A 16,547-nucleotide genomic window follows, 5' to 3' on the forward strand; every position below is an offset into this window, starting at 1 on the left:
ACGCATACTATTAGATAATAGATGTGACTTATGATTTAGAAGAGGTGCGAAAAATGAAAGTAGCAATCCTTGGTGCTGGCGTTACAGGCCTTGCATGTGCACTCGAGTGTGAAAGACTTGGGGTGTATGCTGACCTTTATGAACGAGACCATACAGTTGGATGGGTATGGCCATCTGTGAATTATTGGCCAAGCATATTTTTTAGAGATACCGGTGACATAATTGACTATCTTAAAAAAGAGTACAAAATGGACCTAAATCCAATCGGTGAATGCAAGAACATTGTATTAAAGTCGCCAAATCAGACTGCTAGTATTGATGGTAAACTAGGCTACTTTATTGCCAGGGGCAAAGGTGAGGAATCAATAGAGTCGCAATTGAGGAGATTTTTAAGAAAGACTGTAGTTCATTTCAATAGTAACGTGGATTATAAAGAACTGTCTAAAAATTATGATTGGGTCGTAGTAACAACTGGAAATGATATAGTAGCCAGAGATTTAGGGATATGGGAAGATGAAGGATTAGTCCGTATAATGGGCGGTGTCGCGTTAGGAGATTTTAATCAAGAATCAGCGAGCCTTTATCTTGATACCAGTTATACTGGTTCCGGTTATGCCAGATTAACGCCTTTTAGCTCAACACAAGCAATAGTTGGGTTGTATACAATCGGATGTGATGAATTTGATTCAGAAAGGTTGTATTCTGCGTTCTTACAGAAAGAAGGTTTAACTAACTTAGAATTCTTGTATAAATTACTTCCCCCACCATTTTCAACAGGAAAAGTAAGAAAGTTTCAAGTTCGCAATATACTTCTTGCGGGGAGAGCAGCTGGGCTAACAGAGAGATTGCTTGGTGTCGGAGCTCCAGAGGGGATAATAAGTGGGATCTTGGCAGCAAGGGCCATCATTAATAATGAGGATTACACAAAACAGGTAGAGAAAGTAAGGAATCATGTAGAAAACATATCCAGTTTTAGAAAAATTATTGAGAAATTTGATAATAACGATTATGACAAGCTTATAGCAGCTTTAGATACGCCAGGAATAAAGCAAATTATATATAATACAAATATAGATTTTGCTGATATGGCAGGTAGAATAATAAAGCATGTGACAAAATAGGGAGCCTTTTGATTGATTAATGCCCACATATTGGACAGCCTTGCAGACTTAAAGGTAGTTCCAGCCCGCATTCCTCGAGCAGCTGAGAATTCGTCATGATTTCAGTAGTGGGTCCGTCGTACTCTACTCTCCCATTCTTCAGTACTATCGTTCTGCTGCATAGTTCCAGTGCCATATCCAAGTCATGGGTCGCTATAAGCTTTGTATGCATAAAACCCTGCAGCAGATTTATTAATCTTCTTCTGGACTTGGGGTCCAAAGCAGCAGTAGGTTCATCCATAGCCAAAACACTTGGCTCCATGGACAGCACTGTTGCAATTGCTGCTGCTCTTTTCTCTCCACCAGACAGCTTATAAGGGGCACGATGCAAGAGGTGTTCTATTCCCACTGTCTGAAGTGCTTTTATTACTCTTCTCTCAACTTCCTCTTCATCTAAGCCATAGTTTCTTGGCCCAAAAGCAACATCATTATAAACACTTGTATTGAACAGCTGATCCTCCGGATCCTGGAAGGTAAAACCTATTTGCTGTCGTATCATGTTCAATGTTTTCTTAGTAACAGGAAATTCACCCAACCTTATTTCACCTTGCTCTGGCATCAAAATACCTACCAACAGCTTCAGCATGGTGGATTTCCCAGCTCCGTTAGCTCCTACTATTGCTACTGATTCTCCATGGTGAATACGGATATTAAGGTTTTCTAAAGCCTTATTGCCGTCATTATAGGAGTAAGATATATTTATAAAATCAATTATATGGTGGCTCATTTTATCACCTTTGTCACTAATAACCCTAAAAGCATGGGTATATCATTAAATTTTGCTACTAAAAGAAAAGCTGTCCATCCCAGTAAGTATATTATATCTATTTTATTAAGCTTATCGAGATTTACTCCATAGTACTGATCTTGAAAGCCCCTCAGCTTCATAGCCTGATATAGTCTGAGTGCCCTATCATAGGTTCGCAGCAGCAGCAATCCAATCAAAGACCCCCAAACATTTCTGCTTATGCCCTTTTTGTATGGTGCTCTTATGGTATAGGCATTATATACCCTGGAGGTCTCTCCCATAAGCACTGATATGTATCTATAGGTTAAGAGAAGCTGGATTATGAATATTTGTGGTACGTGCAGTCTTTGCAAAGCAGCTGCAATCTTGTTCATACCTGTAGTAGCCAGCAGAAGCAAAGCCGCCGTTACTGTCAGTCCACATTTTATAAGCAATGAAGCAAAAGACAGCATGCCTGCCGAAATACCAATACCTCCTATAGCAACCACTATAGCCCTGTCTAAAAACGGATTGAATATTCCAACCCCAATTACCAAGGGTGCCGCTATTGCTAGACCAACCAGTATTGGTTTAAGAGAAATATCTCCCACTGTCATTATGATAACTGGGTAAAAAAGCATGGGTAAAAGCCCCGATATATCATACTTATCGTAGGATACAACAACTAATAGGTATATAAAGGTTACAACCAGCTTTACTACAGGATTGGTCCTGTGAATAGCAGTCTTTTTTTCAGCCAATTCATCCAGTATGAATATTTTGTAGTATGCCTTTGTTATATCCACCATATCTACCAATCCCCATAGCTATTTATTTGCAGGGCATGCCTGCTTCGGACTGCTATGTATTATCATCGATTCTTTTTCTTAGTCAAGACCTTTATTATTATACCAACACAAGCTGCTAGAAACAAGGTTATTGCTGACCCCACTACTCCGGAAATACTGGTGCCTGCTTGCTTTGGCGCTTCTGCACCTGACTTGAAACTGTAATGCGGCAAAATAGCAAGTTTATTTTGTATAGCGGAAAGCATTTGACTCAGCTCACTGCCTTGTTTCAGCTCTCCCTGCCCTGCTGAATTTTGCAAAGACCATTCCAATCCATCAGGATTGCCGGATGCATACCAGGATAATATACCTCCGATTACTAAGGCTGCAATTATCAATGACAACAAAATTCTTTTGAAGGGAACATTGCCGCCAGTAGTCTTTGAACCACCAGAACCTTCTATCAGTTCAGGCCTGGCCTTCCAGATAAAGTTGATCACCGCTGCGGTTATTAAGCCTTCAACTACACCGATAGCAAGATGGATTGACTGCATCAGCAGTAAGAATGTCGTGAAGGGAAGCTCCAGCTTTCCTGATAGCATTGTCTGAACAACAACACTAAAAGCCCCCAATTGCAATCCTACTATAGAAGCCAACATAGATGCCCAAGTAATACGTATTGTAGAATAGCCTTTTGTTAAAATCCTTTTGTATATAAAGGGATAGGCTATAAAGCAAGTATAAAAGCCCATGTTAAATATATTGCAGCCCAGAGCCAGCAAGCCTCCATCTGCAAAAAATAATGCTTGAATGGTAAGTACCGCTGCCATAGCCAAAAAACCTGCATAAGGGCCGAGAATAGCTGCTAAAAGCATACCTCCGCCCAAATGTCCGCTTGATCCTGTACCTGGTATAGTGAAATTTATCATTTGAGTCGCAAATATAAAGGCTCCCATGACTCCCATCATAGGTATTTTAGTATCATCCATGTCACTTTTAATTCTATTTATGGAGTCATTCCCCACCTTTGCAGCAGCAATATACATCACTCCACCAACCAAAGGCGTTATTAGCGCATCTGCCATGTGCATGTCAACGTTCCTCCCATTAAAAAACAATCATCCTAATGCAGCATTCAGCCCAATTGCTCCTGCTAATCCCTGTGCAATTTGCCCAATACCTCATTTAAACTGCCTGTTCTGTAGCCGATCAAATCCATAGAAACATATTGAAAACCTATTTCTTTCAATTTGCTATCAATGGCTTTATTCAAGTCTTCTGTAAATATCCTTTTAATATCCTCAGGTACAAGCTCAATCCTTGCCAGCTTGCCGTGACATCTCACTCTCAACTGTGTAAAGCCAAGGCTTCTTAAATATGCTTCCGTCTTATCCACCATACTAAGCTTTTCTTCTGTTATCTCCTCATAATATGGTACTCTGGAGGCAAGGCAGGCTAGACTCGGTTTATTCCAAGTATTAAGCTTCAACTCTTTAGAAAGCTCTCTTATCTCACTTTTCCCAAGACCGCTAAGCTTAAGAGGGCTCAACACCTTAAGCTCCTGCAGCGCTTTCAGTCCTGGTCTATAATCTCCCTCATCATCTGCATTTGTACCATCCACTACTACTGCTATGCCTTTTTCCTTCGCTCTTTCAAGTATCTCTTCAAATACCTTATGCTTGCATATGTAGCACCTATCACTAGGATTTTCCTTAAAGCCCGGTATTTCTAATACATTCTTCTTAATAAAAATATGATTTACATCCATAGCAGCCAGAAACTTTTCCGTCTCAGCCAGCTCTTCTCTTGGCGTTACACTAGAAAGTATTGTTATAGCCAAAACATTTTCTTTACCCAGGGTATCCAAAGCCACCCTTAAAAGAAAACTGCTGTCCACTCCACCTGAATATGCTATGGTAGCTTTTCCGTAGCTTCTTAACAATTCCTGCAACTTCGCGAACTTTTCCACTTGTTTCCTCCTTTAACGCATAGTCCCTTACCGACAACCACCCCATTTTATACTATTATAATTTGTCACACATACAATTACCAGATAAAATAAAGTAATACCACAAATTACCACATACCTGTAAGTTTACATAATTCGTTATAAGTCCTATAATATTCTTAAGACAGGAGGTAGCAAATTGAATATAGTACTGAGAAAACTCATATATAACGAGTCTGAGATACACCTGATAACTTGGAACGGAAGCCCTTGTTTCATGGTGTCCGAGATAAATAAAGCGCTTGACGGTGCTAATAAGGAAGATATGTCATTATACTTACGGCATAATGTTATATCAGTTAAAGGCATCGATTATGATGTAATACAAAATGCAGAAGCACGTGCACTAAGGAGTAGCTTAGAAGAAAGCGGAGTTGTAAAAAAATTTGCGAAAGTCATGATTGTATACTTTGCCGGGCTGCGCAAATACTTTGAATTCAGAAGGACAATTCAGGTTAAGGATTTTAGTAATTATCTGATAAAGAATAAAGTATTCATAGCTGAAGATGAAACAAGTAACAAGTTAATACCAAGTATTTCTGCCCCTCTGCCCGATTCAGCCAGTCAAAGTGTGAAGACTGCACCAACGGCAATACCGGATAACAATATTGGCTATAAAGGATACTCTGAATTTTATAGGCATATTGCTTTTATGGAGGAGTTCGTTAGCTCAATAAATAAGCTGAACATCTCACCTGACAAATCTATTGCTTTTACAATGGATATGGTCAAATTCCTCGAAGACAACGGCATGCAGCCTCAGAAACTACTTGCGCAGATAAAAAAATGGATAGTATAAAACTATCCATTTTAACAGTTTGTCCGAACCTTTCAACTTTCACAACATATTATATAGCAAACAACAAACCTTCTTGGGTTGTTTCATAAATAGAAATAAGGAGTGCTAAACTAGATGACATCCACAGAATTTGTTACTATTGCTATTCTTGCAAAGGATAAGGCCCATGTATTGCCCTTGTACCTTAACCAGATTGAGAACCAGACTTACCCTGCATCCAAGATAAAGCTCTATATACGTACAAACAATAACTGGGACAATACTGCTGCTTTGCTTGAGCAGTGGGTAAAACGAGTCAGGGACAGGTATTCAGAGGTTTACTTTGATTCCAGTGATGTTGAGGAACCTGTACAAAACTACGCTCCTCATGAATGGGTTTCATTGAGGTTAAAGGTGCTGGCACGACTTCGCCAGGAATCGATAGATTGGGCAAAAGCGAAGGGAACCCATTACTTTGTAGTTGATTGTGACAACTTTGTCGTCCCAGAGACTCTTGAAATGCTGCTATCCACAGGTTTACCGGTTGTTGGACCAATGCTTCATGATGGTGATGACCCCCTACGCCTTTTTTCCAACTATCACCCTGAAACTGATGAAAATGGCTACTACAAGCATTCGGATACTTTCTGCGACATATTCAACCAAAAGATCAAAGGCCTTATCGAGGTGAATTTAGTTCACTGTGCCTACCTGATACGCAATGAAGTACTGGATTATGTCAAATACGATGATGGCAGCGGGCGCCATGAATATGTGATATTCAGCGATGTTCTGAGGAAATCGGGTATACCGCAGTATATAGACAACCGCCGCTATTATGGGAAACTTACATTCTGTGATACAGAGGAAGAATTCAAGTCAAAGAACATTGAAATATAGTCAGGTTTTAGGGTTAGTTAAACTAGTGAGTATTTGTAAACAAATAATAGTATTGCTTGTGGAAAATAAAGGACTGGCATACTTACTGCAACGGTAATTTTAGCCTTGAAATATCATCATTTATGCCATATAATAGTTATAATATATAACCATTATATGGCATAAAATATTTTAGTACCATTTAATCAAGCTTAATGTAAAGGTGGGGGAAAATGAATATAACCGAACTATCCGTTAAAAGGCCAACTGCTATAATAATCCTGGTTGCCTTGTTTATCGGTCTGGGTGTCATGGGCTATATGAGCATTGGGGCAGACCTGTTTCCTTCTGCGAACACGCCAATAATGGCCATTCAGACGACCTATGCCGGCGCGAGTGCTGAAGAGATTGAAAAGGATATCGTCAAACCCATTGAAGATGCCGTATCCGGCATCAGCGGTATCGACAGCATCCATTCTACAGCAGGAGAGGGTTATGGCTACAGCGTCTTGCAGTTTTCCATGTCTACTGATCCAAATACGGCAGTCATAGATGTGCAGAAGGCTGTAGACGGCGCGATTGACAAATTGCCCGAGGATGCCTCAAGACCAGTGATTCACAAGTACAATATCAATGATTCTCCTATTCTTATTCTCTCCGTTTCAGGTTCGCAGGCTTATGAGGAGCTGTATAAGGAAGCGGACAGGATCAAGCAGGCGGTTGAAAAGCTGCCCGGAGTAGGAAATGTCACACTCCGCGGTGCTTATAAGAAGGAGCTCTCCATAAAGCTGGACAAGACAGTTCTGGAATACTATGGCATCGATGTGAGCACTGTCATTTCAAAGCTCAAGGCAGAAAATTTGAATATACCTGCCGGACAGATCCAACAGGCTGCAAGAAATAAGACTGTCAGATTATTGGGGGAGTTTGAGAACATAAATGAAATAAAAGATCTCCGCATTCCTCTGTCAACCGGTGGGAATGTTCGTATGGACGATATCTCCGACATAGAGCTGCAGTACCCTGCCGCTGAGGATATTGTAAGGCTTAACAGCAAGCCCTCCATAGGAATTCTTATTCGCAAGCAAAGTGATGCCAATATCGTGGCTACTGCCAATAAAGTAAAAAATGAGCTTGAAGCTCTGAAAGGGACCTTATCTCCCGGTACCGACCTGGTAATCGCTGAGGATTCCACCTATTTCATCAATTCCTCCTTGGGGGAGACCAAAAGAAATCTGGTGGAAGGAATCATTACTACAGCAATCGTACTTTACCTCTTTCTGAGGAGTTGGCGTTCCTCGCTGATCGTGCTTATTGCCATACCAACCTCATTAATTTCCACCTTTTTTGCCATGTATGTGCTGAATTTCACCTTCAACATTGTCTCCCTTACTGCGCTGGCTCTCTGTGTTGGCATATTGGTAGACGACTCTATAGTTGTTCTGGAAAATATACATAGGCATATGAATATGGGCAAGGATCATATAACAGCTGCCATAGACGGACGTGCGGAAATAAGCCTTGCTGCCATTGCCATCACTCTTTGCGATGTCGTTGTCTTTGCACCAATAGCCTTTATGACAGACCTGGTAGGCCAATTTTTCAGGCAGTTCGGCCTCACAGTGGTTTTCGCCACCTTGTTCTCCCTTTTTATATCCTTCACCTTGACACCATTGATGGCGTCCAGAATATATAAAAAGTCCGGTGGTATAGGAAAACCTGACGAAGAACACAGTGAAAACCAAGGAAAGCTTTCGAAGCTTTTTGATAAATATGCCAAACCGGCCTACAGCAGCTTTCTAGTCTGGTGTCTTGACAACAGATGGAAGATTGTCAGCATTGTTATGGCAGGAGTCGTATTCAGCGCTGCTCTCATCCCCCTTGGTGTTATAGATGCTGAGTTCCTGCCGAAGTTTGATCAGAGCAAGCTTAACGTGAGTCTGAGCTTGACTCCGGGCTCCAGTCTGGAAAAGACCAATGAAAAAACCAAGCAGGTAGAGGAGCACCTCAAGTCCATGCCTGAGGTCAAGGAGTTTTTTACAACTGTAGGGGCTGAAAGCAATGAGGCTGCAGCAGAAATCAATATCAATCTGGTAGACAAGAACAAAAGAAAGAAGAATGTATCACAGCTGGCCAAGGAGCTTAGAGGCTGGGGGAAGAGTATTACAGGAATCAGCTTCTCCGTTTCAGAGCCCAGTATAGTGGGGCAAACCTCGGTAGCCGGTGCAAAGCCTGTAATACTGAATATAACGGGTACAGATACAGAGATTTTGAAGGGTGTATCCAGAGAGGTAGAGGACATAGTCCGGTCAGTGTCCGGCGCAGTTGACATAGACAACTCCATAAGGGCAAGCCAGCCGGAAATAAAAGTTAAAATAGACAGACTTGCAGCGTCAGAATACGGAATCTCCATTGCCGGCCTGGCTTCAACCCTGAGGACTGCCATCGCAGGTACCGAGGCTGGTGTGTTCAGGCAAAACGGGGATGAATACGACATAATAGTGAGCTTCAATAAGGATCAGGTAAGAACCCCCGGTGATATTGGAGCTATAAAGGTGATCAGTCCGGCAGGTCAGCCGATCTCTCTGAGCCAGATTGCCGAGATATACCAGTCTGATAGTCCTCAGGAAGTACTGAGGCTTGATCGGCAAAAGGTCGTAACAATATCTGCAAACCTTCAAGGAAGGGCTCTAAGTGATGCAAATGGTGAAATCACAGAAAAGCTCAAGATCTTGAAGCTGCCCTATGGCTATCAGATAAAACTGAGCGGTGATCAGGAGAACATGACAGACTCCTTTTCTTCCTTCATCAAGGCATTAGTCGCATCGATCCTTCTCATTTACATGATACTGGTTGTGCTATATGAATCGTATCTTACACCTTTAATCAGGATGCTTTCCCTACCCTGTGGCATCATAGGCGCTTTGCTTGCTCTGGCAATAACGGGGAAAACGCTGAATCTCATATCCCTTATAGGTATCATCATGCTGGATGGTTTGGCTTCAAAGAATGGAACCTTGCTAATTGACTATGCCAATACACTTATGAAAAGAGGACTGCCACTTAGGGAAGCGTTGCTGGAGTCAGGGATCACAAGGCTGAGGCCGATTATAATGACATCCATAACCATGATCATGGGAATGATGCCCTTGGCATTGGCCTTGGGCGAGGGCAGCGAAATAAAATCGGGCATGGCAGTTGCGTTGATTGGCGGACTAATAACTTCAACACTTCTCTCTCCCGTTCTGCTCCCTGTAGTATATACCCTAATGGATGATTGGAAAAATCATATCCACCGTAAGCGCAGTAAAAATACCAATATTAACGGAGGTGCCACAAATGAAACAGTCTAGGCGGATGATACATAAATGGATTTCTCTGCTCCTGATTGCAGCCCTAACCTTGCTCCCCTTGGTTGGGTGCAGCAAAAATCAGGAAAACACGCAAACCGTAAAAAATGTAAAAGTCACTGAGGTAAAAAAGTCATCTATAAGCATTGCTGTCGAATATGCGGGAAAGGTCACTCCCCTTGAAGAGGTAACCATAGCTTCAAAGCTGCCGGGTAAGGTTGAGCTGGTTAAGGCAGATGTCGGCAGTCAGGTGCAAAAGGGCGATCTGCTGTTCAGCCTGGATGTCAAATCGGTAAATGCGCAGCTCAATCAATCAAAAGCAGCTGTTGTCAATGCACAAGCAAACCTGGTGAGAGCAAGTGATTCCTCAGTTGTTCAGCAGGTCACGCAGCTGGAAGCGGCAGCTAACCAGGCACAGCTGCAATACGACGATGCCAGGCGCAGCTATGAGAGGGTACAGACGATGTACACCTCTGGTGCAGTCTCCAAGCAGCAATTGGAAGCTGCAGAAACCTACTTTAAAAACGCAGAAATTCAGCTGAACTCTGCAAAGGATGGTTTAAGAATCCTGAATGAAAAGGCAGCACCCCAGACTGCTGCAATAGCATCAGCCCAGTTGGAACAGGCGCAGGCAGCTTATGAGTCTGCTTCTATTCAAGTCAGTGACTCCGCTGTCACCGCACCGATTACCGGAGTTGTATCAATGCGCAGTATCGATGAAGGTGAATTTGTCGCAACCGGTATACCGGTTTTTACTGTGATCAACTCAAAAACTCTAATCATATCAATCAGTGTGCCTGATACAGTAGTTGAAAAACTCTATACCGGTGAGCAGGTACCCATGAAAATAACCGCGCTGTCGAAAAGCGAGTTTACAGGCATCATAGATACCATAAGCCCCACTGCCGATCCCAAAACCCAGGCTTATACTGTCAAGCTCAGGCTTGAAAACCCTGACAATGTAATCAAGCCGGGCATGTTGGCCAAGGTAATACTGCCGCTGGAGAGCAAGGAAGGTATAATAGCCGTGCCAAATGAAGCAATCTTTGTAGCCGATGCGATTCAATATGTGTTTCTTGTCGAAGCTGGAAAAGTCAAAAAAATCTCAGTCGAGACCGGACTCTCCAATGATAAAATCACTGAGGTTACTGAAGGCTTGTCAGAAGGAGCTGCAATTATAACAGAAGGGCAAAGCTTCTTGAATGACGGTGAAAAAGTGAGCATAATCAAATAGGAGGACATACTGATGAAAAAATCGAGAGATGAATATCTAATGAGTGATTCCATATTGTTCTATCCGATACAGTATAGCAATTATGTGAACTATATCTATAGCCTCGTGGGAGAACCAAATACCCCGAAGGTATATGTCCTGATCCTGCTCACCCTAAAAAAATTCGGGCCCATGCCTATTTCCAAGATTGGAGAGTGGATCGGCATTGCAAAACCCAATATGACGTCAGTTATTTACGGATTGACGGAAAAAGGCTGGATCAGAAGAAACTCATCCTCAACGGATAAAAGGATAATAAATATTGAAATGACAGAGACAGGCAAAGAGTATTTGAATGATCTTATAGAAAGATTATACCCCATCATGCAGGAGCAGTTTGCAAAGCTAAGCGATGAGGATGTGGAGAAAATGGTATCCTCCCTGGAATTCCTCGTAACGATAGGGCAGAAGCTTATCAAAGCTTAAGTGTCCACAGCTTCTGCAGCGGTAACTTGGTGCATATCTAGGGTGCCAGTCTGTCAACTTATCAACTTACTCAGAAATAAGCTAACAAGTTGACAGACTGGCACGTAACTTTTCTAGTCATCTTATGCGAAGAAATTCATGAATGCAGTAATAATACCTGCGTTAAAGAAGTCTATAAATAAGCTTCCTACTAATGGCAGTATGAAGAATGCCGCTGGAGCAGCTCCATATTTGCTTACGAGTGTTTCCATATTTGCAATGGCATTAGGTGTAGCACCCATTCCGAAGCCGCAATGTCCACTTGCCAGTACTGCTGCTTCATAATCTCTGCCCATAAGTCTGAAGGTTACGAAGTAAGCGAATAATATCATCAGGATTGTTTGAGCAAGCAGCATAACAACCAATGGTACAGCCAGTTCTGCCAGCTCCCAAAGCTTTAATCCCATTAAGGCCATTGATAGGTATAAGGATAGTGAAACACTTCCGATAACATCAATCTCATCCATAAAAGTATTATATAATTTTGTACCGTCAGATATATTTCTCATTATAGCAGCTGCAAACATCGCACCTAAATATGATGGGAAAGTCATACCTACGCTTTGGAAAAAGGTTGAAATAATCGTACCCAATCCCATTGCCAAGATAATCTGAGAAGCAGCGGAGGCAAAGTTGCCTGGAATCAATTCTTTTGTCTTTTCCACCAATATCACAGCAGCTTTACCTGCTGCCTTTGACTTGTGATGGTTTTGTGACAAACCATATTTCTCAATTAAACGTTTTGCGATAGGTCCGCCAATCATACTACCAATAACCAAACCGAAAGTAGCAGAGGCCATGGCTACTGTAGTGGCTCCTATTGCTCCGGCCTTTTCAAATAATGGGGCAAATGCACCTGAGGTACCGTGGCCGCCAGTCAATGGAACGGATCCTGTAGCAAGTCCGAGTAGGGGGTTAAGGTTGAAAGCCTTCGCGAGACTTACGCCCACAATGTTTTGTAATAATACTAAAATGACAGACACTCCTAAGAATACTAAAACCTTTATACCGCCTTTTTTTAGCAGCTTAAAGCTTGCTGTAAAGCCGACTGTTGTAAAGAATGCAGTCATAAGAACCTTTTGCAGTGTAATATCCATTTCAAGAGCCAATATGCCTGTTTGTCTAAGTACCAGGAAAAGTGTTGCAAATATCAATCCTCCTACTACAGCTGCAGGAATACAATATTTTTCAAGAAAATCTATTCTCTTTCTTAAGGTTTGTCCCAGGAACAGCACAGCTACAGCCAATGCGATGGTTTGAATAAGATCGAACTTTAAAACCATAAAAAAACACCTCCATAAAAATAATATAATGATACAGATTAATTTTATGGAGGTCCTACATCAGACTACCGAGTACTTTATAATCCGACAAAAAGATTTATAAAATTCAATCTTTGGCACTAAATGAATCGCGTAATGCAATTGTCAGATAATATATACTGTAATAAGCGTTACATTAGCTTGACTTAGAAATTATTCCTTCAACAAACTTTTTCACACTGATTTTTCCTCTTTCCTCCCGGGAATTTTCTATATATCGTATTTCTTGCTTTACTTGCTTGAAGTCGAATAAAATAGCGCTGTATTCTACAAATTTATCATTGTAATAATCATCATGCCCTAATAAGGCAATGTTTTCCAAAGCCTTTAGAATAACTCTTCTTATTCTCTGTTCAATTGTCTTTGTATTAGTAGCTGCATCTTCTCCTTTATATTCTTCTTCAGCAATCTCTTTATAAAAATCTTGAAGTTGATATTGTTCTGAAGGGGAAACCTTCTTAAAATCCATAACCTTCTGAACCAGTTTCATAAGTTCTCTACTGCCGGTTTCGCTGATAATTCCAATATCGGTGAAAACTTGAAATGCATTATTACTAGTAATGGATTTTGAAGCAGGCTGCTTATTTTGATTAATATTAATAACTGCATTCGTTATTAGCTGCATAGAACGCTCCAATTCAATGTTGTGGCAGACACCTTTTATTACATTTATTACTTCAATCATATTTATTGGCTTGCCGATAAAGAATATTATCCCTCTTTCATAAGCCTTTGCTATCATATCCTCATCTTCAACCTGCGAAATCATAATGAATTTCCCTTGATAGCCTTCAGCTTTGACAGCTTCGATAATTTGGATGCCATCTCTGACTGGCAGAAGAAGATCAATCAGTACAATATCAGGATTATAGAATATAATTTCTTTTACCGCATGTTCCCCACTACTTAATTCGCCTACAACTTTACCCAAATTATTTTTTGAAATAATATGGGTAAACATCTTTCTTATATTGATGTCATCATCGATGATGAAAAAAGTATTTTCCATTAAATATCACCCCAATAAAGAATTCTTTGGTAAGGTTATTTCAAAAATAGTTCCTGCTTCTAAAGCAGACCCCACATTAATATTGCCTCGCAATTCTTCAACAATATTTTTTACATGGGATAGGCCGATACCTGTGGATGCTTTGCCATTATCATAGTATTTTGTAGTAAATCCCGGATTGAATATGTAGGGAAGAATATCTTTTTCAATTCCAACACCGTTATCTTCCACACAAAAGTAGATGTTATCCTCATCGCTCTTTTCACTTACCTTTATTATTCCATCAATATCACAGGCATCAATCGCATTTATAATTAAATTATTTAGGATAGTAAAAAGACTATAATATTTTTTTAATTTAAAATCATCTCTAAAATTAAAATGCATGGTTATTTTCTTTTCATGTTCAGAAAGATAACGGTTCGTGTTGTCTTTGATTATTGCATGCATATCTTTCAAGGTCATGGTTCCATTGTTTTCAAAGCTCTTCAGGAAACTTTGAAAGCCACTTAATATACGATAATATTCTTTTTTGATTTCATGTACTTCACGGGCGATATTAAGAGTGTCTTCTTGTAAATCTTCGTTTTCTTTATGTTTTTCATATAATTTGTAGCTTTTACTCATAACGTTTTCGATATCTCCCATAGATTTTTTCAAATAAAACATTTCAGCCTGAATATCTGATATAAGGATATTTAATTGGCTATATCTTTTCTGGTGCTCCCGTCTAAGTATAAAAAGCTCTTGGTTTTTGTAGAGAAGATAAATAAAGTATGCTGCGATGCTTCTGACTAAACCTATAAGAATGAATACTTGTATTATATCAAAACTGACAATTCCATCGCGTATAAGAACCTCAACGGTGTTGCTTAGAGAATCTGTTAATGAGAAAAGAAAGATAGCAGGAAAGAAGTGTTCTTTATATTTTCGAATACGGAGCAATAATATCAGGAATCCATATGCCAAATAGTAAGCTACTGAAGGTAAGTTATATTGTATTATATCAGTAAAAGGGATACCTGAAAAATACACACCTATTATGATTCTCAATAGAAAAACAATAACACCTGCAAAAACGGCAGTATAATATTCTGAAATATCATCAGCAATTAATACAATTAGGTTCAAGGCGATAATACCTGCAGATATCCTCAAACTGCTGTTTATGGGATAGAAGTATATTTCTCCGAATAAGGCTACAAAAATCGCCGGTAATAAATATTTTTTTAATTTATCCATAGTCGTCTCCTAAGCGGGACAAGGGACAGGTGCCTTCTCAGGTAGATAATTAACAGCTGCTTAGGTTATTGATTATTTAACCATAACAAAAACAAGCATTCCCAAAAGGAGTGCTTGTTATAACGTCCTGTGACGAGGATTTACATGGTGCGCCCAGAGGGAGTCGAACCCCCGACCTACTGATTCGAAGTCAGTAATATTTTGTTATGTAAACTTATCTATGCTTGCTTAAAGCATTGTAATATAAGCTTTTTATTCTATCATTGTATTATAGAATTCGTTACCGTTATGTCATCAAATTCAAAAAGTGTCATCAAATTGTCATCAATAAAATTTGTTACAATCTATGCAATTGTCAGGTCAAATACCGAGCCTTCCTTAGTATAGTAATTAATTAGCCAGATGTTTAGTAAACAATGGGCTAGGTATATTGTATCGCAGAATGTCTAATATTTCAACTTTGAATTATATGGATAATCCAATGTGTAGTTATCAATATAACATATCAATAAGAAATTCAATTAATAAGAATTATATGTAATATTTTATTTTTTGCTCATTTACATGCTTTATTGCGTATTGGATTTGTGATTCAAGTTCAGGAAATAATATCCTTGTATTAACACCTATCATATCTAGTTCGGACAATATTTGTTCTTTTGTGGCAGCAGGAATGATGATCGTCCTGCTTTCAGGCCAGAGATCGTCAATTGATAAATAGCTTGCTTCACAGAATTCTATACCACTGCTCGTGTTTTCTTTGATTTTCATGCCACAAAGAACAAAAACTCCATCCTGACACCTTAATCTTTGATTTGTGAGTTTGGGATAGATACCGATCGGATCTGTTAGTATTTTAATTATAGCCTCATCATTGTGCAAATCTTCAACGCCTCTCAAAGGGTAGTTTAACAAATTGTTTTTTATCTCATCAATAAGCACTTGTGGCACAAAAGGCAAACTACTAAATTCAAAGATATACTTCATCACAATTGATATCCAAACAAATTCCTGCCGATAAAGAGGAAATGCGTGTAATTCAAAAACTGCTCCGTCTTTTGTGGGTTCTCCACAACATGCAAAATACAGGGCAACCAATGAATTTGTCGTAAAATCTATAAGTCGAGTAGGTAATCCGTAATGTTGCATTTTCATGAGTTTTTCAATATAGCTTAACCCTGTAAAAGAATCAGGTTCAATACGCTCAATCTCACGTATATAGTTGCCCTCATGTCTAAAACGACTATTTCGATATACAGATGGTTCTATTGGCCAATTTGCATTGGCTTGTCCACGGAATAGAGGCATATAATTTGTTGTTCGCGTATAGAATCTCGTGCTATCTGATAAAGCAACATCTTTGATATATTGTGTTACTGAGGTTACAACAATATTTTTACGCTTCGCCACTTAAAAGCCCCCTTTATATTATATTTGGGGTGCCAGTCTGTCAACTTATCAACTTATTCAGAAATAAGCTAACAAGTTGACAGACTGGCATATAACTTCTATCCATTTTTCAACATGTTTCATTCTATCACCAAAT

Annotated in this window: 14 protein-coding genes; 6 read left to right on the plus strand and 8 right to left on the minus strand. The window is 39.9% G+C overall.

The features are described 5' to 3' along the window. Positions 1-53: 53 nt before the first annotated feature. Positions 54-1,121: a dehydrogenase gene (locus VEB00_16030; GenBank protein ID HYF84523.1), complete on the plus strand. Its 1,068-nt coding sequence runs from the start codon at positions 54-56 to the stop codon at positions 1,119-1,121. Positions 1,122-1,137: 16 nt separating this feature from the next. Here the strand turns inward: VEB00_16030 and VEB00_16035 are convergent, their stop codons facing one another. The 4 genes from VEB00_16035 to larE form a co-directional block, all read right to left on the minus strand. Next, complete coding sequence (locus VEB00_16035; protein ID HYF84524.1) at positions 1,138-1,887, minus strand: ABC transporter ATP-binding protein; 750 nt, start codon at positions 1,885-1,887, stop codon at positions 1,138-1,140. Next, positions 1,884-2,696, minus strand: coding sequence for a cobalt ECF transporter T component CbiQ (cbiQ, locus tag VEB00_16040; GenBank protein HYF84525.1), 813 nt, complete (start codon positions 2,694-2,696; stop codon positions 1,884-1,886). The genes VEB00_16035 and cbiQ overlap by 4 nt, the downstream gene beginning before the upstream one ends. Positions 2,697-2,758: 62 nt before the next feature. After that, a complete protein-coding gene (locus tag VEB00_16045) occupies positions 2,759-3,766 on the minus strand; it encodes an energy-coupling factor ABC transporter permease (protein HYF84526.1) in 1,008 nt (335 codons plus the stop codon). Positions 3,767-3,828: 62 nt separating this feature from the next. Continuing rightward, positions 3,829-4,644, minus strand: coding sequence for an ATP-dependent sacrificial sulfur transferase LarE (gene larE, locus VEB00_16050; protein ID HYF84527.1), 816 nt, complete (start codon positions 4,642-4,644; stop codon positions 3,829-3,831). Between the two features lie 178 nt (positions 4,645-4,822). Here larE and VEB00_16055 point away from each other — a divergent pair, with 178 nt between their 5' ends. The 5 genes from VEB00_16055 (at position 4,823) to VEB00_16075 (ending at position 11,389) form a co-directional block, all read left to right on the plus strand. Further along, positions 4,823-5,482 (plus strand): hypothetical protein, encoded by a 660-nt coding sequence (locus VEB00_16055; GenBank protein HYF84528.1) that lies wholly within the window; start codon positions 4,823-4,825, stop codon positions 5,480-5,482. Positions 5,483-5,596: 114 nt separating this feature from the next. Beyond that, entirely contained in the window at positions 5,597-6,361 is a 765-nt protein-coding gene (locus VEB00_16060) for a hypothetical protein (protein ID HYF84529.1), read from the plus strand. Between the two features lie 212 nt (positions 6,362-6,573). Next, a complete protein-coding gene (locus VEB00_16065; GenBank protein ID HYF84530.1) occupies positions 6,574-9,693 on the plus strand; it encodes an efflux RND transporter permease subunit in 3,120 nt (1,039 codons plus the stop codon). After that, positions 9,680-10,924, plus strand: a complete 1,245-nt coding sequence (locus VEB00_16070) for an efflux RND transporter periplasmic adaptor subunit (protein HYF84531.1) — start codon at positions 9,680-9,682, stop codon at positions 10,922-10,924. The genes VEB00_16065 and VEB00_16070 overlap by 14 nt, the downstream gene beginning before the upstream one ends. 12 nt (positions 10,925-10,936) lie before the next feature. Further along, positions 10,937-11,389, plus strand: coding sequence for a MarR family transcriptional regulator (locus tag VEB00_16075; protein ID HYF84532.1), 453 nt, complete (start codon positions 10,937-10,939; stop codon positions 11,387-11,389). Between the two features lie 122 nt (positions 11,390-11,511). Here the strand turns inward: VEB00_16075 and gltS are convergent, their stop codons facing one another. From gltS to VEB00_16095, 4 genes are all read right to left on the minus strand, one after another. Continuing rightward, positions 11,512-12,711, minus strand: coding sequence for a sodium/glutamate symporter (gene gltS / locus VEB00_16080; protein HYF84533.1), 1,200 nt, complete (start codon positions 12,709-12,711; stop codon positions 11,512-11,514). A gap of 175 nt (positions 12,712-12,886) precedes the next feature. Next, entirely contained in the window at positions 12,887-13,759 is an 873-nt protein-coding gene (locus tag VEB00_16085) for a response regulator (protein HYF84534.1), read from the minus strand. Positions 13,760-13,765: 6 nt separating this feature from the next. After that, positions 13,766-15,001, minus strand: coding sequence for a sensor histidine kinase (locus tag VEB00_16090; GenBank protein ID HYF84535.1), 1,236 nt, complete (start codon positions 14,999-15,001; stop codon positions 13,766-13,768). A 531-nt stretch (positions 15,002-15,532) separates the two neighbouring features. Next, positions 15,533-16,411, minus strand: coding sequence for an FRG domain-containing protein (locus VEB00_16095; protein ID HYF84536.1), 879 nt, complete (start codon positions 16,409-16,411; stop codon positions 15,533-15,535). Positions 16,412-16,547: the final 136 nt, after the last annotated feature.

The sequence above is a fragment of the Clostridia bacterium genome (genome assembly GCA_035628995.1).
In the GTDB taxonomy this organism is placed as follows: Bacteria; Bacillota; Clostridia; order Lutisporales; family Lutisporaceae; genus BRH-c25.